This is a genomic window from Solibacillus sp. R5-41 (genome assembly GCF_002736105.1).
GTDB lineage: Bacteria > Bacillota > Bacilli > Bacillales_A > Planococcaceae > Solibacillus.
This window is the reverse complement of record NZ_CP024123.1, coordinates 1,241,684-1,260,742: the sequence shown is the minus strand read 5'-3', so window position 1 is coordinate 1,260,742 and position 19,059 is coordinate 1,241,684. Positions and strand designations below refer to the sequence as shown.

The 19,059-nt window shown below is 37.0% G+C and carries 18 protein-coding genes; 2 read left to right on the top strand and 16 right to left on the bottom strand.

Annotation, left to right across the window (positions count from 1 at the left end):
* Positions 1–93: 93 nt before the first annotated feature.
* The 12 genes from rpsA to CSE16_RS05810 form a co-directional block, all read right to left on the bottom strand.
* Positions 94–1,233, bottom strand: coding sequence for a 30S ribosomal protein S1 (gene rpsA, locus CSE16_RS05865; protein WP_099423040.1), 1,140 nt, complete (start codon positions 1,231–1,233; stop codon positions 94–96).
* A 138-nt stretch (positions 1,234–1,371) separates the two neighbouring features.
* Entirely contained in the window at positions 1,372–2,046 is a 675-nt protein-coding gene (gene cmk, locus CSE16_RS05860; protein ID WP_099423039.1) for a (d)CMP kinase, read from the bottom strand.
* Positions 2,047–2,367: 321 nt separating this feature from the next.
* The gene (locus tag CSE16_RS05855) at positions 2,368–3,021 is read right to left on the bottom strand and encodes a flagellar brake protein (RefSeq protein ID WP_099423038.1); all 654 of its coding nucleotides are present in this window, start codon (positions 3,019–3,021) and stop codon (positions 2,368–2,370) included.
* A 92-nt stretch (positions 3,022–3,113) separates the two neighbouring features.
* The gene (locus CSE16_RS05850; RefSeq protein ID WP_099423037.1) at positions 3,114–4,397 is read right to left on the bottom strand and encodes a PepSY1/2 domain-containing protein; all 1,284 of its coding nucleotides are present in this window, start codon (positions 4,395–4,397) and stop codon (positions 3,114–3,116) included.
* A gap of 12 nt (positions 4,398–4,409) precedes the next feature.
* Positions 4,410–5,180, bottom strand: coding sequence for a spore cortex-lytic enzyme (sleB, locus tag CSE16_RS05845; protein WP_099423036.1), 771 nt, complete (start codon positions 5,178–5,180; stop codon positions 4,410–4,412).
* A gap of 142 nt (positions 5,181–5,322) precedes the next feature.
* On the bottom strand, positions 5,323–6,003 hold the full coding sequence (gene prsW / locus CSE16_RS05840; RefSeq protein ID WP_099423035.1) for a glutamic-type intramembrane protease PrsW: 681 nt from the start codon (positions 6,001–6,003) through the stop codon (positions 5,323–5,325).
* A gap of 382 nt (positions 6,004–6,385) precedes the next feature.
* Entirely contained in the window at positions 6,386–7,351 is a 966-nt protein-coding gene (locus CSE16_RS05835) for an asparaginase (protein ID WP_099423034.1), read from the bottom strand.
* A 12-nt stretch (positions 7,352–7,363) separates the two neighbouring features.
* Positions 7,364–8,329, bottom strand: coding sequence for a YpdA family putative bacillithiol disulfide reductase (locus CSE16_RS05830; RefSeq protein WP_099423033.1), 966 nt, complete (start codon positions 8,327–8,329; stop codon positions 7,364–7,366).
* A gap of 97 nt (positions 8,330–8,426) precedes the next feature.
* The gene (locus CSE16_RS05825; protein WP_099423032.1) at positions 8,427–9,170 is read right to left on the bottom strand and encodes a metallophosphoesterase; all 744 of its coding nucleotides are present in this window, start codon (positions 9,168–9,170) and stop codon (positions 8,427–8,429) included.
* 83 nt (positions 9,171–9,253) lie between these two features.
* Positions 9,254–9,916, bottom strand: a complete 663-nt coding sequence (locus CSE16_RS05820; protein ID WP_099423031.1) for a LysM peptidoglycan-binding domain-containing protein — start codon at positions 9,914–9,916, stop codon at positions 9,254–9,256.
* A gap of 215 nt (positions 9,917–10,131) precedes the next feature.
* Positions 10,132–11,577, bottom strand: a complete 1,446-nt coding sequence (locus CSE16_RS05815; RefSeq protein ID WP_099423030.1) for a RecQ family ATP-dependent DNA helicase — start codon at positions 11,575–11,577, stop codon at positions 10,132–10,134.
* On the bottom strand, positions 11,577–12,614 hold the full coding sequence (locus tag CSE16_RS05810) for a YpbB family protein (RefSeq protein ID WP_099423029.1): 1,038 nt from the start codon (positions 12,612–12,614) through the stop codon (positions 11,577–11,579). The genes CSE16_RS05815 and CSE16_RS05810 overlap by 1 nt, the downstream gene beginning before the upstream one ends.
* A 102-nt stretch (positions 12,615–12,716) precedes the next feature.
* Between CSE16_RS05810 and CSE16_RS05805 the strand changes: the two genes are divergently transcribed.
* Together CSE16_RS05805 and fabI are read left to right on the top strand one after the other, a co-directional pair.
* The gene (locus CSE16_RS05805) at positions 12,717–12,965 is read left to right on the top strand and encodes a ferredoxin (RefSeq protein ID WP_099423028.1); all 249 of its coding nucleotides are present in this window, start codon (positions 12,717–12,719) and stop codon (positions 12,963–12,965) included.
* Between the two features lie 183 nt (positions 12,966–13,148).
* Entirely contained in the window at positions 13,149–13,925 is a 777-nt protein-coding gene (gene fabI / locus CSE16_RS05800) for an enoyl-ACP reductase FabI (RefSeq protein ID WP_099423027.1), read from the top strand.
* A 210-nt stretch (positions 13,926–14,135) separates the two neighbouring features.
* On the opposite strand, the gene CSE16_RS05795 is transcribed toward fabI, so the two are convergent.
* From CSE16_RS05795 to brnQ, 4 genes are all read right to left on the bottom strand, one after another.
* A complete protein-coding gene (locus tag CSE16_RS05795; protein WP_371514538.1) occupies positions 14,136–14,897 on the bottom strand; it encodes a polysaccharide deacetylase family protein in 762 nt (253 codons plus the stop codon).
* A 181-nt stretch (positions 14,898–15,078) separates the two neighbouring features.
* Positions 15,079–16,338: an MFS transporter gene (locus CSE16_RS05790; RefSeq protein ID WP_099423026.1), complete on the bottom strand. Its 1,260-nt coding sequence runs from the start codon at positions 16,336–16,338 to the stop codon at positions 15,079–15,081.
* A 101-nt stretch (positions 16,339–16,439) separates the two neighbouring features.
* Entirely contained in the window at positions 16,440–17,318 is an 879-nt protein-coding gene (locus CSE16_RS05785; protein ID WP_253896178.1) for a YitT family protein, read from the bottom strand.
* Between the two features lie 231 nt (positions 17,319–17,549).
* Positions 17,550–18,893, bottom strand: a complete 1,344-nt coding sequence (brnQ, locus tag CSE16_RS05780; protein ID WP_099423025.1) for a branched-chain amino acid transport system II carrier protein — start codon at positions 18,891–18,893, stop codon at positions 17,550–17,552.
* Positions 18,894–19,059 lie beyond the last annotated feature (166 nt).

Here is a 19,059-nt window from a genome sequence, read left to right as displayed (position 1 = left end):
GAATTTGCCTGTTATATCATTTTTTCACAACATTCTAATAAAAAAACGAATTTAGGACAGGTTACTCTCCCTAAATTCGTTTTGGATTATTGTTTATTTAAATCCCTTTAATTTATCTCCAATGAAATCACCAAATGAGAAGCCTGTTGTTTCTACCGGTAATTCATATTCGAATTCTTCTTCTTTTTCCGGACTATCTTGTAACGCCTTAATGCTTAATGCTAAACGTTTTTCTTGTTCGTTCACTTCAAGCACTTTGACTTCTACTTCTTGTCCCTCTTTTAGCACTTCATGTGGTGTATTAATGTGTTTATGAGCGATTTGCGAAATATGCACAAGCCCTTCAACCCCTGGGAACACTTCAACAAAGGCACCAAACGTTACTAAACGCTTTACAACACCATTCAATACGTAGCCCTTTGCAGCATTAGCTTCGATATTAACCCAAGGCCCAGCTAACGTATCTTTAATCGATAATGAAACGCGCTCATTTAGCGGATCAACAGAAAGCACCTTTACTTTCACTTCTTGCCCTTCATGTAAGATGGCTGATACATCATCCACATGCTCATGTGCTACTTGAGATATATGCACTAAGCCATCGATACCACCAAGGTCGATAAATGCGCCAAAGCTCGCTAAACGCTGAACTTTCCCCGTTAAAATATCGCCATCTTGAATCGAATTAATTATTTGTTTTTTCTTAGAAGATTTTTGCTCTTCTAAAACAGCTCGGTGCGATAAAATTAATCGCCCTTTTTCTTTATCTAATTCAGTAATTTTAAAGCTCATTGTTCGACCTTTGTAATCATCAAAATTTTCAACAAAATGATCTTCCACTAATGAAGCTGGTACGAAGCCGCGCACACCTAAATCTACGACAAGTCCGCCTTTCACCACATCTTTTACTTCTGCTTCGAAAACTTCACCAGAAGCAAGTTTTGCTTCTAATTGATCCCACGCTTGTAGTGCATCTACTTTGCGTTTCGATAAAACAAAATTGCTTTCTTCAACCTTCGTAATTATAAGCTCGAGAGTATCTCCTACAGATACCACATCGGAAGCTTTTTCAATGTGTAAGCTTGAAAGTTCGCTAATCGGTATAATTCCATTAAAAGGTGCACCCTTTATTGAAACTGTTACTGACTTATCCTCAACTTGTTCAGCAACCCCTTTCACAATATCTCCTTCATGAAATTCTTGGTCTAACCCTAAATTCATTTCTTCAGACATATGTAACCCTCCTTCGCATATTCCACTTATTAGTTTATTAGAAATGTTCAACAAAAACAAAAAATATCCCTTTATTTTTAGAAATTTTTTACATGTAGGGAAAAGTAAAGGTTCATCACCGTGACTTGGGATTTATTTCTAAAGCGTTTTTTCATGTGCCAACTTTAAGATTTCTTGTGCTGCTTCATCAATAGTTAAATTCGTTGTATCTAAAAATAAGGCATCTTTAGCTTGAATTAACGGCGATGCTTCACGTTCACTATCTAATTTGTCTCGTAGTGCAATTTCTTCTTGTAAAGATTCAATTGTTGATGAAATACCACGGCGTTCATTGTCCAAATAACGGCGACGTGCACGTTCTTCAACGGTTGCAGACATAAATATTTTTAACTCCGCCTCCTTCAAAACATGTGTTGCAATATCGCGACCATCCATTACAACACCACCACTTGCAGCGAGTTGCTGTTGCATGTCTACTAAAATTTCACGAATATTAGCATGAGCTGCAACTTGTGAAACATTGGATGTGACTTCATTTGAACGAATTGCTTCAGAAACATTTTCGCCATCAACAAATACGAGTTGTCCTAGTTCTGAAGGCTTTAATGTAATCGTTGTCGTACGCAGCATTTTTTCAAGAGCTACTGCGTCATGTAATTGTATGTTTTCATTTATCCCTTTATACGTAACTGCGCGGTACATTGCCCCTGTGTCGATATAAGTAAAGTTTAATGCTTCAGCGACGATTTTGGCGATTGTGCTCTTACCCGCACCAGCTGGGCCATCGATTGCAATTTGAATTTTTTTCATCATAAATAATCCCTACTTTCCGTCTTTATTGTATCATAATCACTTTTTTTCTTCATTCAATGGATGTTCAAACACCCATTAATTGAAGATAAATCCTCCGGAGGATTACATAGATTTTGAAAGTAGTCAATATTAGAATGTTAGCCTAAGTTCGTCGTATTCATGCGACAACCGCTAACTGACTTACATCGTGCCGGACTAAGCCAATTCAAAATCTGGACGCCATCAGACCAAGGCGTAATTGAATTTTCATGTTTAACGTAAGATTTATTCCAACGTACAACATTAAAAAACCCGCCATTTTATATTAACGACGGGTACACTTTATATTTCATTCATTTCTTTTTTTCGGAATAGTAACTGGCGTTCAAAACAAAAACGTACAATATGTTGCTTGTCCAGATCATCTGTATCCGTAAACTGAACAGAAGCGATTTGAATATCGTCTCTTTCAAATATACGAACAATGACGGCATCTGTTTCTACATAACTCACATCACCATTTGAAAATGGCAGGACGACGACTATCTTTACTCTATCACCGTCTTTAAATTCAACGGGTGATTTAATATGGATTGCAGTACCACCTGCACTAATATCTTCTGCTACGAATTGATAAAATTGATTATTAAATTCAATAGCTACATCTACCGGTGTTTCTATGCGGACATATTCTCTTCGTTGAATTTTAAGAAATTCCTCTTTGGGTGGGCACAATAACATAATCATTTGGACATTGCCACCTCTACGACCAAGGACTTCCGTGTTAAATGCATAATTTTCTTTCGAGTTTGTACTAAAGGTTACTCGAAATTGCGCACCATCTACTAAAAAAGCAACTTTTTTCGTTAGTACATTAACAGGATAATCAATAAAAATAATATTATTTTGTTGCTCAACAATCCGACAACGAAATTTCTCTACACGCTCTGTATAGATTGGTTCTAATGTCAATTGAGTCCCCATTTTTAGTTCCATCTGTTTCTCCTCGTACAATAAAGATTAATAGCCTTATTATCGCATGGTACGGAAAAATTAGCTACCAAATCCTTATATTGTTTCCAGAGAAATTACTTTAATTTTTCATTTTTTACAACTTTATGTGTTTCAGCATCAATTACAATTCGGAATGTATCTTGATATTCATTATTGATACGTGCAATGACCTCGTAGCATTTACGTAATGTAAACGTATTGTCCGCTGTGTAAATATTTTTTACTTCCTCCACTTGAACATTGTCAGCAAAGAAAGTTTCCCAATTAATTGGTAGGGTTGCTTGCTGTGGAATCTTTTCTTCTTGAACGTATTCCATCGCATTAATACCTAATATTTCTGCATTATCTTTTGCGATTTTTAGTTGAATACTGTCTGGATAGACGAGCGCGTTATCTGCACCATATACGCGTGTAAATACTATATGCCATGCCTCATGATTTTCTCGTGTTTCAGATATTACAACATCTTCATAGCCCACTTTTTTCATAAAGTCTTTTGCAGTACCGAGTATTTCCTCATGTGACAATGCACTTTTTGCAACGGGTCTTTCCATTAGGAATGATAATAAATGTCCCCCTTTTTCCGTAATATCCGCATAGCCAATTCTCGTTCCTCGAATGAATTGGATATGATAAAAGGGATACGGGGCATCATCCTTACTCTTTGTTACAGTAATTGCTGCATCTGAAATTTCCGGGAAATATTTTTTAAAATGTTCAATCGCTTGTTTTTTTGTAATCGGTTGATCGGATAAATGCTCTAAATCACGTTTCTTTTCGAAATCGGACTCACTTGCCGTTAAAGGGAAATCAGTTTCGTTATACGATTTGAGTTGCTTTGACGCCCCTAAAAATGGTGAATCTTTAATTGCCATCGCTTTATTGGCTGACCATTTTCTAAAATCACCGTCATTTTCATAAAATGATACGGTTGCAACATTCCACTCTTCGGCAAATGCGTTTAAATTGGATGAAACGGTACCCATTTTAGATTGCCACTCTGTAAAATCACCAGAATCTGCTGCCATTTTCGCAGAGTTTCCAATCCTCCCTAAATAACGCATCCATTCTGTTTGGACCTCATCTTGTAACGGTAAATTGGCGACTGATTTTCTTAATTCACTACTAATTCGCCATATATTGTCAAGCTCTGTTGTTAATGCCTGCTCATCTTGGTACAGTAAAGACTGAGAAACAGAGCGGTGAAGTAAAGACAATTTTTCCGTTGCAGTGGATAAATCATTCGTATAAGCTGCGTGCACGCTCCGTTCAAGCTGCTTATTTTTGTCGTAAAGATCATATGCAACAAATGCGAGTATGACAACGAACAAACCTAATAAATACGAAAAGTTTCTCATGTTCTCACCCTTTTATAAGCAAAAAATATGCTCTCCTATTTGTTTAATTTGTGGTCTCGTCCAAATCCATTCACTTGTCGCTGTCACTGGATTGAAATAATAAAGTGCATTTTCAGATGGATCCCAGCCATTGATGGCATCCAATACCGCTTGTTTCGCTCGTTCATTTGGTGTAAGCCAAATTTGACCGTCAGCAACCGCTGTAAATGCCCTTGGTTGGAAGATAATTTCTGAGATTGTATCCGGGAATTCATCTGATTCCAAACGGTTTAAAATAACTGCCGCAACTGCGACTTGTCCTTCATAAACCTCCCCGCGCGCCTCTCCATAAACGGCATTTGCCATCAGTTGTACATCTTGCTCACTATATTTCGCTGGTAGTTGCATTGAGGAAGTCGAATTTGAGCCCCCTCCTTTTTTCACTTGCTGATCTAATGGCTTCCCCCCATAATAAGTAAAGCGATTCCCTAATTTAATTTGCTTGTCTACATACGCTTTGTCGAAATCTGAGTTATTCGCTAATTTATCCTTCGTTGCTTTTCCTGCAATACCATCTACCGGTAAGCCGTATTTTTCTTGGAATTCTCTTAACGCCCAATACGTTCCGTAGCCAAATTTACCGTCAATTTTACCGTGATAAAAACTTATATACTGCAAACGAGCCTGTAATTCTACAACATCGTCTCCAAATGCACCTCGCTGAATATCCTGATTTGAAAAAGCGGATGCATTAATTGAAAGACTTAACGAAAGAATAGCCAATAAATATACAATTTTTTTCAAAGCTCTTTCACTCCCTTTTCTAATAGGATGTAAAATTATGCGATTATTATACGTAAAAAGATATATTTCCCTAAAAAATTGATATAAAAAAACGCATGCGACTGAAAGTTTCAATCGTACGCGTAATTGATTTAGTTAAGTATTAACTCATGGGCCCGTTAATACGTGATAAATGCTCGACTAAATGTTCGTGTGCCTGCTTCACTTTCCTTAATGCAAACCACCATAAAAAGAACATGAAAGGCAGCATAACATACATAAAGTATTCCTCCATCATTAAAATAGAGTTATATGTAATATGCAAGACTACTGGTGCTATCAATGCCAAAAAGATAATTTTCTTCTGGTGATCCGCTGAAAACTTCCCTTTTCCATAATAATAGCCCATCACAACACCAAATAATGCATGGCTGGATACAGGTAAAATTGCACGCATAAAGGCTTGATCAATCCCAAAGGATATTAAATAAATTACGTTTTCAACCGTAGCAAACCCTAATGAAACGGCTACCCCATATAAAACCCCATCATATGGATCATCAAACTCAACATTTCTTAAAATAGCAGCAAAGATGACGAGCCATTTAAAAAATTCTTCAATGATACTCGTAAAAATAACATTTGAAAAAAAGACACTCGAAAAAGTTTGCTCTTCCTTTAATATGAATTGGATGAAAAGAATTGGAAACGTAATAATCGCACCAAATATAAATGAATTGAGAAGCGTTCTTCGTGGCTCAGTATCCATTTGATTTCTTAAGTAAAAATAACTTAAAAGGGCTAACCCCGGCGCAATTGCTGCGGATAATAATAAGATGAACATTTTGCCGGCTCCTCTCTACAAATCAATTACACCTTGGCGTAACTGTGTCAGGGTTTTGAATTGTGCATAGGCCAGCATGATGCAGGTCAGTTAGCCGTTGTTGCAAGGATTCGACGACCCTAGGTTAACATCCTTACATTCACCTTTCAAAATCCTTGACGTCCGCCTGGGGCATTGGGCCAACATGACGTAGGCCACTCTTGCGTTACCACAGGACGCGGTGTTCTTAGCCAGAGTTCTCATTGAGTCGGGGTTTTGCCGCCGACTCAATGAGAATAAATGAATTACTCATAGTATACCATGTTTGTTTTGGTTATAAGTAAGCGGTTACCAAAAACATAAAAACTCGGCATAATTCCAGCCGAGTTGAAGAAATATTTATCTAATGCATAAAAGAATCAAAATTTGTTGCGCCATTTGCAAGCATAAGCATTAATTTAAGACGTGCCTTTTTTGGATCAAAATCGCCACCCATTACAACACCAATGTCCTTTAAATTATTTGCACTACTAGGATAATCATACGTTGGGAATACGCGCCCTTCTTCCGTTGACGTCGTTAAAACAACTTTCGTCCCAATACTGCATAATCGTTCAATCGGATCGGTCATTGCTGGGACTACTTGACCACGCCCCGCACCGATTAACACAACACCGTCCACCTTTGCTTCGCATAAAGCATTCAATAAAATCGAGCTCGCCCCTAAGTAAGCATAGATGATTTCTACATTCGGGTAGCTTGGCTGAATCGAATAAAATTCTCTTTGCGTAGGCTTTTGATAAATAACGACTTCATCATTATCAATATAGCCAAGCATGCCATAACCAATCGCACCAAATCCATTAATACTTGAAGAATGGATTTTCTTCACATATTTCGAGTGGAGTATTTGCTCGTTAAACACAACACATGTGCCAATGTTTTTCCCTTGTTCACTTGTAGCAACTAAAAGAGAGTTACGTAAATTCGAATACACATCCGTGCCAATATCTTCAGGCGATTTTTGAGAGCCTGTTACGATAATCGGACGTTCATCATTCACTGTAAGCTCTAGAAAATAGGCTGTTTCCTCTAAGCTATCGGTTCCATGGGTAATAACGATTCCGCTAACCGATGCATCTTCAAACACTTGATGAACTGTCGTATTTAATAAATTCAAATGTTCGAACGACATGTGCATCGATGGAATTTGGTAAAGGTCGATTAACTCAATGTCCATTTCATTTTCCAACTGACACATAGATAAGATCGCATTGCCATTTAACTTACCCGATTCCAGTTTATTTTTATCATTTCTTGTACTCGCAATTGTACCACCCGTAGTAATTAAAACGACTTTCTTCTTCACGCAGTTCACCTCTTATTTTCGCTTGTTTGCAATTTTTTGTGCGATTTGACCGCCATGGAAGCGACCATTTTCAATAAAAATTTCGTTTGCATTATTTCCAGCAGCAATGACTCCCGCGATAAATAAATTTTCTATATTCGTTTCCATTGTCACATCATCATAATAGGGTCTACCCGTTTCTGCATCGATTTTGACATGCATTGCACGAAGAAAATTATGATCTGGATGGTAACCAGTCATAGCAAAAATAAAATCATTTGATATAGATTGCACATCACTATCAACTGTAATTACGACCTTTTTGTCATAGATTTCATTTACAGTCGCATTAAAATGTATCGTCAATTCACCATCACGCACAAGCCCTACAAATTCCGGGAGCACCCACGGCTTAATGCTTGGTGAATAGTCACTCCCCCGATAGACAACCGTCACGCGCGCTCCAGCTTTATTTAATTCCAGTGCGGCATCAATCGCAGAGTTTTTCCCGCCAATGATGAGCACATCAGTATCAAAATAAGGATGTGCCTCTTTAAAATAATGATGTACTTTCGGTAACTTCTCACCTGGGATATTCAAATAATTAGGATGGTCATAATAGCCCGTCGCAATGATTACATATGGTGTTTCATAAACCGCTTTATCTGTTTCAACGACAAATTGAGCTTCTATTTTTTCTACTTTTTGCACTTTCTCAAAACGATTCACTTGAATTTTTTTCGCTTTGACTACTTCCCGATAATATACTAACGCTTGATTTCGCTTCGGTTTTCGTTCTTCTATAATAAACGGTACATCACCAATCGCTAATTTTTCACTTGTGCTAAAAAAGGTTTGGTGTGTAGGATAATTGTAAATAGCGTTCACAACATTTCCTTTTTCAATAACAATCGGGGATAAACCGATATTTTGTAGTTCAATCGCTGCTGATAAGCCACAAGGGCCACCACCAACAATGATTGCATCTACCTTTTGCATAAAAACATCTCCTTCAATCTATTTGGGAGACTTCTACTTATAGAAGTTAGACCTAATATTCCCATTATACTGCGAATTGTCATTATTTGTTTACATTCTAGCTAAATCTAATTTCGATTAGGTGACATTCCGGTTTTGCACCGAGCCTAAGTGGCACTAATGTCGTCCCATACCCGTTGCTCACGAGCTCATAATAACCGTCTTTTTTCGCAAAATAGCCGTGTGGTTGTATACCGAATTTTCCTAAGCGAATTTGACCACCATGTAAATGTGCCCCAATGCTTAGCAAAGGTTTAAATTTCGAATGAATTTTCGGGAACACTTGGGGATTATGGGCAATGAAAATGGTCGATTGCTGTTCACAATTTTTAAACACCTTCTCAACACTACTTGAAGCAAATTGAAAATCGACTGCGCTTATCTTTACATTATTTTTACTTTTGATTGCAATGGATTGGTTTTCAATAATCGTTACTCCGTGCTCTTCAAACAATTGGCGGAGTGCATTTTCCCCTTGTTCTCGGTCATTATTTCCCCATACGAAATAAACTGGTCCCAATGTTTTCAAAAGTTGAATATTTTCATGTATTATGTGTTTTGATGTTCTTTTATCGACAAAATCTCCACCAATGATGACAAGATCTATTGGCTCGATAATCGACGAAATCATTTGTTCATTAATTTTCCGCTCATGTGTATCTGAAATAAAAAACAGACGAAGAGTTTCGTCCTTTCCAGCAACACTGATTGTGTGCTTACGTACGTTATTTTCATGTGCTAGTTTGAACATATACACAAAGACACACAAGCACAGAGCTATCATTATCGCAATAATGGTCATATACGTTCCCCCAATTCAAAAGAAAAAGACGATGCCTTGTTCGGATTCGTCTTTTCTATAGTTATTATACAAAACATTCGACCTTATGGTGCAATAACCAATACTTGTCCCGCAGAAATACTATCTGAGGATAAATTATTTGCTTGTTTAATTTTTTCGATATTGGCTGGACTTCCACTACCATAATATTTAATTGCGATTTGATATAAATTATCCGTGGAACTTACTGTATGTGTTTTTCGTTGCGCATTTGCTTGCTCTTCCGCTTTTTTCTTTTCTTCTTGTGCTTTCTCTTTTTGAGCTGCGGCCTTATCATCAGCTGATTTTTTTTGTTCAGCTTTTTTTGCTTCTTCCGCTTCTAATCGTTGCTTTTCTTGCTCTACTTTCGTTAAATCTGCTTCTTCTTGCTTTTTAGCCTCATCATTTTCATTCGTTTCATCTAAATCAACATTTGGCGTTTTTTCAGGATCATTTTTTAGAATCACGACTTGATTCGTATCGTCTTTCACAACATCTTTATCTGGAGCCTTTGCTTCCGGCTCATAAAATAACCAAACGTATCCTAAAATACTTAATGGAAACAAAATAAAGATGACAACCAATGCTGTCATGATCGGATTTTTTTGTTTTTTTGTACCTGGTTTTCGATGTCGTTTTACACGAGATACTTTGGCTGTTTCCCCATTTTGTAAATCGATTTCTTGACGATGCTCTTCTACCTTTTCACGGTAATCTTCATTTGACACGGTTGCAATCCTCCAAATCATATCAATTACGCCTCGGCTAACTCTTGTCCAGATTTTTTTTCGAGCTAGCTCGAAAAACTCCCCTTAAAAATCTGTGACATCCGCCGGGGCATTAACTTAATTCAGTCGGGGTTTGAACCCCAACTGAATCAAGTTAAAGCTAATAATCATATTATGACGAAATTTTACTATAAAGTAAACGGTTCATCAACAGTTTACAAGTTTCGCAGCAAAATCTGTTGAAGTCGCCCTTTCCAATCAGTCATTTGATTTTGACTTTTCGGCTCCACACGTTCTTGTAATAACACTGAAAGCTCAACACCACAATTACTACAACAGTTTTCATGCTTTTCTTCTACTTGTTGACCGAAATAGTTTATTAAAAGTTCCCGCATACATGCATTAGTTTCGACAATTTTCATCATTGCCATCACTTCTTCAAACTTTGCCATTTGCATGTTAACCAGTCTCTTTTTCACTTGTTCAACATCTTCCCGTTCCATCCAATAATTTAAAACTCGAAACGATACTTCTGAAATTTCGCCATTTGAAAACATGACACTAGGCTGTTCACCGTTTGCTACATAACGCGTATAACGGTCTACATGGAATTCCTTTGGCAAGTCTTCAGATACGATAAACTTTGCATATTGCTCGTCGCCTTCGCAATACAATAAAAAAGCAACGGCATCTTTACCATCACGACCAGCACGTCCGATTTCTTGCATGTAATTCGCGACCGTTGACGGCATAGATTCATGGATAATTTGCCTCACATTATTTTTATGTATCCCCATACCAAATGCATTCGTTGCCACAATCCAATCCAGTTGCCCAGATAAAAACTGATGCTGGATAAACTGGCGATCCTGCATTTCTTTCCCTGCATGATAAGCTGCCGCTGAAATGCCACGCTGCAATAACAATAAACTAATTCTTTCTGTTTTTTCCCTTGACTGCGTATAAATAATGCCTGGTCCTGTTGTCTTTTCAACATGCTCTAAAATCCAGGTCAATTTATCTTCCTTAATGGCAAATGGCTTTTTTACAAGGTGAATGTTTGGCCGATCAACAGAATGGACATAAATAAAAGGACTTTCCATTTCTAAATAATGGTCAATATCGTGTAATACTTTCGTTGTCGCTGTAGCAGATAACGCTAGTACAGGTGGGCGATTCGTTACCTGAATGACTTCACCAATTCGTAAATAGTCTGGACGAAAATCATAGCCCCATTGTGAAATACAATGCGCTTCATCCGCGACGATTAATGACAGTTCCAAGCTTGCTAACCTTGCTTTTACTTGCGGCTGCAACAGCATTTCTGGTGAAATAAAAATAAAGCGATACTCATGCAAAAAATGTAAGGCATAGTTTTTTTGCGCAGGCGTTAAAAAAGAATTAAGTGCAATGACACGTTTTTCACCCATTTGCTTTAACTGGTCGACTTGATCTTGCATTAAAGATAACAACGGTGAAATAATTAATACAGACTTATCAAATACATAGCCAGGTAGCTGATAACAAAGGGATTTCCCCATTCCCGTTGGCAATAAGGCAATCACATCTTTGCCTGCAATCAATTGTTCGAGTACCTCTTTTTGTCCTGGACGGAAATTTTCATAGCCAAAATATTGTTGTAAATACTGTTCCAATTGCATCAATGATTCGCCTCCTTTGCCAATGCTAAACGTAGCTGAAAATAACTAACATGTGGAATAATTTCTCGTAAAACTTTTAATTTTTTTGTTTGATAATCTTCTGACGCATTGACAATTTTTTGTTGATCCGCATTGTTGATAAACGGTTCAATGTCAAAATTCACATCATTCATCGCGAGCTCAACGATATGGTCTTCAATTGTATTCAGTTTCAACCTGCGCATCAAACTTATTTGCTCAAGTGAATGCCCTTTTTTATACAGATTCGCCGTTACATTTGCTGAGCTGGTGAGCATGAGATCGACGCGAATCCCTTGTGCAAGATCAAATAAATAGGGATAGTTCTGCGCATGTTCCAAGATTTCATTTAACCATTGATGCAGTCCACTACAATACATAAGCCGAATATCCATCTCTGACAAATGAAAACCAAACGCCATTTGCTGCCATGTTAATCCCGGTTCTTGAAAACCAGATAAACGGTAAACAATCATAGTTTTCACTTGTTCATCTATTTGAATCTTGTCCAAACTTTGTTCGATTTCAAAATAAACTTTCGATTGCAATGGACGCTGTTGAAATTGGTTTTTCACTAAAAATTCGCGTACCTTACTTTGAACATCTTCATCTTTTTCAATCGCAATAAATGATTTTACCCCCACCGCTTGATGCGATAAACTTTGGATTACTAAAGATAGCCGCGCAAAAAAGATATGCTCATTCCCTCGATAATGCCAACCATCGAAACGAAATGCCAATGCTTCACTTGCCTGTTTCACACCGATTTCAGTCATCTGATAATAACCGTTTTCTTCAATAATAATATAATTTTTTGCAAATAATAAATCGACTTGCTCATCAAATTGTCCCCTCGAAAGTTTTGGTAACAGTCCAAAAAATGCATGTAATTGAAACAAACCAACATCGTGTATCGTCTGCCCTGAACGTTTTCCCTTTAGTAAATGAAATGCTGCTGACAATGTGCGTTCATTTTGAAATGTAGTAAGTATTTTTAAAAGAATTTGTTGAATTAGCAAATCAAATCCCTCATTTTCGTAGTATTAGGTTGAAAAGTATTTGAAACACAATTAGAATAAATAAGAGCTTTATGGAAGCGAACGGAAAAAGGAGAGATAACAATGCCAAAATATACAATCGTGGATAAAGATACGTGTATCGCTTGTGGCGCTTGTGGCGCTGCAGCACCAGATATTTATGATTATGATGATGAAGGAATTGCTTTCGTTATTTTAGATGATAACATGGGGACTACTGAAGTTCCAGAAGATCTATTAGAAGATATGCAAGATGCATTCGAAGGCTGCCCAACTGATTCTATCAAAGTAGCAGACGAAACATTCGACGGCGATTCTTTAAAATTCGAATAATATTTTATTTCAAAAGCACATCCCACCCGCCAAAACGTGCGAGGGGATGTTTTTTTGACTTGATTTTCATTCAAGTAACAAACATTATTTTCTCACTCCCTATTGCGATACAAATTTCATGATGTTATAGTTATTATTAGTAGTAGGTACTAATAATAACTAATTATTCATAGGGGTGTTAAAATGGATTTATTACAATTACAAGGGAAAAACATCGTCGTAATGGGTGTTGCCAATGAGCGTAGTATTGCATGGGGAATTGCTAAGCAGTTATTCGAAGTCGGAGCAAATGTCATTTTCACATATAGAAAAGAGCGTTCAAAAGGAAAGATTGAAAAAATGCTCGAAAAATTTGATCAACAAAATTCTGCCATTATTGAATGTGATGTAAACAGTGATGAAAGTATCGCACAGGCATTTCAATCTATCGGGGAAAAGTTCCAGGTAATTCATGGCATCGTACACTCTGTCGCTTTCGCACATGCAGAAGATTTAAAAAACCGTTTTGTTGAAACGACACGTGACGGCTATGCTTTTGCGCAAGATACGAGCGCATACTCCTTAATCGCTGTAAGTAAAGCTGCCAAGCCATTTATGACTGAAGGTGGTTCCATCGTAACGATGTCTTATTTAGGCGCAGAACGCGTTCTTGATGGTTATAATGTGATGGGTGTGGCAAAAGCCGCACTAGAAGCATCTATGCGTTACTTAGCAGCTGATTTAGGAGCAGAAAATATTCGTGTCAACGCAATTTCAGCTGGGGCTATTCGTACATTAGCCGCAAAAGGTGTGCCAAGTTTCAATGAAATTTTGCATAAGATTGAAGAAACTGCTCCTTTAAAACGTAATACGAATCAAGCTGAAGTTGCTGATATGACGATTGTTATGCTAAGTCACCTTTCTCGAGGCGTGACGGGCGAAACAATTTATATCGATTGCGGCTACAATATTATGGGGTAATTTCCAAACAAATATTTAACGTAATTTCCGAGAAATAAAATAAGCAGAAATGTTTGAAATACATTTCTGCTTATTCCTGTTTGCAAGCATAACACCTTTAAACTAAATGACAATGTTCCCAATTTATTGGACTTATAATGAAGTTGCAATTAATCGTACTTCCGTCCAACAATTGAAACAGGTTATTTGTTTAACACTAGGTAAATACTGCTATCTAGGTGTATTTTCAAGATTTTGTTTGTTATGTTCATCTTTACTTTTCACCGCAAGTAATTCACTAATCGTAACAAATTGATAACCTTGTGTTTCTAGATTTGCTAATATTTGTTCCAATGCTTGCACCGTTTGAGTTCGATTTGCACCGCCATCATGAAATAGCACAACATTTCCATTTCCAACGCCATCTATTACCTTTTGAGCAATTTTATTTACTCCTGGATCTCTCCAATCTTCTGTATCTAGATGCCAAGACCACATCACTATTTTATAGCCTTTTTCTGTCACGGCATTAATCATTTCATCTGTGTACTGCCCTTCCACAGGTCGAAATAATTTCGGTATTTCCCCAGTAATACTAAACAATATATCACTCGTCACTTGTATTTCATCCATCAAATCTTCCGTCTTAATTTTTTTCGGATGAGAGTACGTATGATTGGCAATTTCATGACCCTCTTCGTGCATACTAGAAATGATTTCTGGATGTTTTTCTGCATTTTTACCAACAATAAAGAAAGTTGCCTTTGCTTGATGCTTATTTAATAAACTTAATATTTCAGGTGTATACTTTTTATGAGGTCCATCATCAAAGGTTAACGCTACGATTTTTTGATCTGTATCTACTTCCCATACCATTTGTCCAGATTCTTCATAATACTTTCTGCCTTTATCAGAAGAATAACTATAGCTCGCAAATAGTAAAAATGTTGCACCAATACAGACAAATATCGTAATTAACAATTTAAAATTCAAGCCTTTGCACCTCCAAATTCTTGATTCATTTCTGTAGTATTTGCGAGATGCCAGGATCTATTCGTGTTAGAAGGCAAATGCAATTTGGAAGGTTTTTTATTCTGAGCATTCAACAATAATTAAAATTAAATTTTATGCAAAAAAGAGCATTTTGATTATTAATCAAAATGCTCTTTCATTATTACGATACAGTCTTTTCCATTTCTTTCGGTACCGGCTCACCCGCTTGTATTAAAGAATTACTCGTATTAATTAGTAATGTTACAATTAACATGAAAATCCCTGTCCCAATTAATAACTTTTCCACCGAAATAACGTCTGCTAATGGGCCGAAAATTAACATTCCTAGTGGCATCATGGAAGTAGAAATCATTCCAAATACCCCGAAAACTCGCCCTAAATAATCTGTATCTACCTTTTCTTGAATAATCGTCATCGTCGGCGTGTTAAAAATCGGCATAGCTAGCCCAAATAGTGCCATCACTATTAAATAAAGTGAAAAGATTGGAAGAATGCCTAACAAAATCGTACAGACGGCCATGATAACCCCTGCAAACATCATCGTATAAACTCGATTTCGGAAACCACCCCACGAAGCAATTATAATACCACCTATCATCATCCCAACAGAAAAGGTAATTTCAGTCGCAGTGAGTCGCCAAATATCCTCTCCAAAGCTTCTTGCTACTTGTAATGGAGTTAAAAATGCAACGGGAGCCATTAATACAAACAGCGCCGCAAAAAATACAAAAAAACTTTTCAAAAAATCATGTTGTTTAATATACTGGATTCCTAATTTGAAATCACCTAAATAACTTACTTCTTGTTGCTGTGCTGCTTTTGCATGTAACGGTATTTTTAGTAATGTTACGAGCACCATAATCGCGATTACAGCGGTAATAACATCGATAAAGAAAATCACCTTCATCGTAGTTAACGATAATAACGCAGCACTTACCATTGGTGATACGAACATAATGACTGCTTGAATCGTACCATTAATACCATTCACACGCATTAAATGCTGTTCTGGTACAATTTGAGGCAATATCGCACCGACAGCAGGCGTTTGAATACCCGCCCCTACCGCACGAATAGCCGCCATAACGAATAATAACCAAATCGAATCATAACCAAGCATAAAAACAATTGCTAAAATAAGCGTAGCAAATGCAATCATACCATCTGCAATAATAATTAACTTTTTCCGATTAAAGCGATCTGCCCAGACCCCAGCAACTGGCGACAATAAAAATGTCGGAATAAATCCACAAATAATATAAATCGTCATCATCATTCCAGATTGCGTAGACAACGTAATATACCACATCATCGCATACTGAACGAGCGACGAACCAAATAAAGAAATCGTTTGGCTACTTAAAAAAAGTGTAATATCCCGCTTCCATTTTTCATTTTGTATCGTATTTCGACCTTCCATATTTACCCACCTTCAAATTTCTTAAGTATATACAACAATTTTAACCGAAAAAAAATCACTTAACCAGTATGTTACAGAACATATTGGTTAAGTGATTTTTTTTAGTGGATGTCGCGCTTTTTAAAGTTGCCACCACGTACTTCTGCAACATCTGTTATAACAACAAACGCAGTTGGATCTATTTCTTTAATAACCGTAATAATTTTATTTTCTTCCATTCTTGTAATGACACATGTTACAATATCCATTTTTTCATTCGAAAATCCACCGCGTCCCTCAGAATACGTAACGCCGCGTCCTAAACGGTCTTGTATCGTCGAACCAATTTCTTCTGAATGTTTACTAACAATTTTAACGGATTTCGATTTTTCTAAACCGACTTGCACCACATCGATCACTACTTTTGCAATGTAGTACGTCGTCGCTGAGTATAAGGCACCTTCCAGACCGTAAATAAAGCCCGCTCCCGTGAAAATGAAGGCATTAATAAATAATATGATGTCTCCTACAGAAAATGGAACTTTACGTGATATAAGTACGGCTAGCACTTCCGAACCATCAAGTGCTCCACCATTACGCAGGACGATACCAATACCGACACCTAGCATGACGCCACCAGATAACACGATTAACAATGGGTCATTTGAACTTAAAATCGGATCAATTTGATGAAGTAAAGTTGTCGAGAGCGAAAGTAATGCAATACCTGTCATGCTCAATATCGCAAATGTTTTCCCGACTTGTTTGTAACCTAAATAAACGAATGGAATGTTTAATACGAATAGTAAAACACCTAGCGGAACATCAAATAAATAATTCCCCATAATACTTACACCCGTTACTCCACCATCAATTACTGCATTCGGAATTAATACTGCCTCTAATGCGTAGGCCGTCATGACTGCACCAATGGCGATCATGACAATACGACGAGTAAGATCGAGCGCCCTACTCTTTTTACTAATTTGTTGTTGTGGCATTCAAACACCTCTTGTTAAATTGTAAAATAAATTTATCAATCTGTAATGATTTATTTCCAATTACTATTATTCCTTATTTACTACCCATTTGAAAACTAAAAGCGTCAATTAAGCATATTTAAAAGCCATATTTTTTTAAACTTCCGTAAAAAATAGCAAAAAGACACCTCGAACGAGTCGAAATGTCATTTTTTATTTATCTTATATTCGCAAACAGATTGAAGCTTTACTTTAAACAACGGCACTCTTTTTAGGAATAATCAAACCAATAAGCACACCTATTATCGCTGGTACAACCCAACCTAATCCAATCGAATAGAGTGGCAATATATCCGCATAAAATGCTGAAATCGCTGTTAAAAAATTCACTTCAAATGATGGCACGTTCGCTATTAGCGCGTTATAGCCATCAATCGTACTAATAAAGAACGTCAAAATAATAGCGCCTGCGTATACCGACTGCTTATTTTTAAAGTACGATGAAGCGAGCCCAAGTATAATTAGAACAATTGCTAGAGGGTATAAGAACATTAAAACTGGTACCGCAAACGTAATAATATTCGTCAAACCAAAATTTGCAATTGTAAACGAAACTAAACATAATGCAACTACAAATAATTTATAGCTAATTTTTGGGAACACTTCATGAAAAAACTCACTACATGCTGTGATTAGCCCGATACTCGTTTTTAAACACGCTAATACGATAATGATTGCTAATAATATCGCGCCATAAGCACCAAAATAATGTTCTGCTACGGCCGCGAAAATTTGGCCTCCATTATCAAATGTCCCTACCATTCCGACACTCGATGCGCCCATATACGTAATTAAACCGTAAATAAGCATCATTAACGCCATCGCAAAAATACCTGATTTCCATGTCGCTTTAGCAATTTCTTTTTTATCGGTAATTCCAGCGCGCTTAATGGCATTAATGACGATGATCCCAAATGCTAATGAAGCAAGAGCATCCATCGTATTATAGCCTTCTTTGAAACCTGTCATAAAAGCTTCATTAACATAGCTACTTGTTGGACCGTAGAAATTGCCCATCGGTGAGAAAATACTAATTGCAATGAGTATAAATAAAAACACTAAAAATGCTGGTGTTAAATATTTTCCGATATAATCCATTACTTTTGCCGGATTCAACGAAAAGTAAAATACAATCGCGAAAAAGACAAAACTAAAAATTGCTAACCAGAACTTAGCTTGCTCAGGTGCTATGAACGGCTCAAATCCAACAACAAACGGAACCGTAGCCGTACGTGGAATCGCAAAGAAAGGACCAATTGTTAAATACAATGCAAGTGCGAATAATACGCCAAAAACAGGATGTACGCGACTTGCTAAATCCTTCAGACCATTACTTCCCGAAAGTCCTATTGCTAATATCCCTAAAAACGGCAAACCAATCGCCGTTATTAAAAATCCGATAAGTGCCGGCCAATAATTTGTACCTGCTAGCTGTCCCATTTGAATCGGGAAAATTAAGTTACCTGCGCCAAAAAACATGCCAAATAACATAGTCCCGATGACAGCATATGTAGAAAAGGGTATTTTTTTATCCAATGATGTCACTCCTATGATGTTAGTTCAATGTTTGCTATTCTCAAAATAGATTGATTTTTCGCAACAATGAACAATATGATACCAGTCTCAGCATCTGATTACAATAGTAAACGCATATTTATTATTAGAAAACGAAAGCCAGCACCCAATGATTGGCATGCTGGCT

Excerpts from the sequence above, each read along its gene's own strand:
- rpsA (WP_099423040.1), bottom strand. The coding sequence starts at position 1,233 with ATGTCTGAAGAAATGAATTTAGGGTTAGACCAAGAATTTCATGAAGGA.
- fabI (WP_099423027.1), top strand. The coding sequence starts at position 13,149 with ATGGATTTATTACAATTACAAGGGAAAAACATCGTCGTAATGGGTGTT.
- CSE16_RS05850 (WP_099423037.1), bottom strand. The coding sequence starts at position 4,397 with ATGAGAAACTTTTCGTATTTATTAGGTTTGTTCGTTGTCATACTCGCA.
- CSE16_RS05825 (WP_099423032.1), bottom strand. The coding sequence starts at position 9,170 with ATGACCATTATTGCGATAATGATAGCTCTGTGCTTGTGTGTCTTTGTG.
- CSE16_RS05785 (WP_253896178.1), bottom strand. The coding sequence starts at position 17,318 with ATGCCACAACAACAAATTAGTAAAAAGAGTAGGGCGCTCGATCTTACT.
- cmk (WP_099423039.1), bottom strand. The coding sequence starts at position 2,046 with ATGATGAAAAAAATTCAAATTGCAATCGATGGCCCAGCTGGTGCGGGT.
- CSE16_RS05790 (WP_099423026.1), bottom strand. The coding sequence starts at position 16,338 with ATGGAAGGTCGAAATACGATACAAAATGAAAAATGGAAGCGGGATATT.
- CSE16_RS05855 (WP_099423038.1), bottom strand. The coding sequence starts at position 3,021 with ATGGAACTAAAAATGGGGACTCAATTGACATTAGAACCAATCTATACA.
- CSE16_RS05815 (WP_099423030.1), bottom strand. The coding sequence starts at position 11,577 with ATGCAATTGGAACAGTATTTACAACAATATTTTGGCTATGAAAATTTC.
- prsW (WP_099423035.1), bottom strand. The coding sequence starts at position 6,003 with ATGTTCATCTTATTATTATCCGCAGCAATTGCGCCGGGGTTAGCCCTT.
- CSE16_RS05805 (WP_099423028.1), top strand. The coding sequence starts at position 12,717 with ATGCCAAAATATACAATCGTGGATAAAGATACGTGTATCGCTTGTGGC.
- CSE16_RS05830 (WP_099423033.1), bottom strand. The coding sequence starts at position 8,329 with ATGCAAAAGGTAGATGCAATCATTGTTGGTGGTGGCCCTTGTGGCTTA.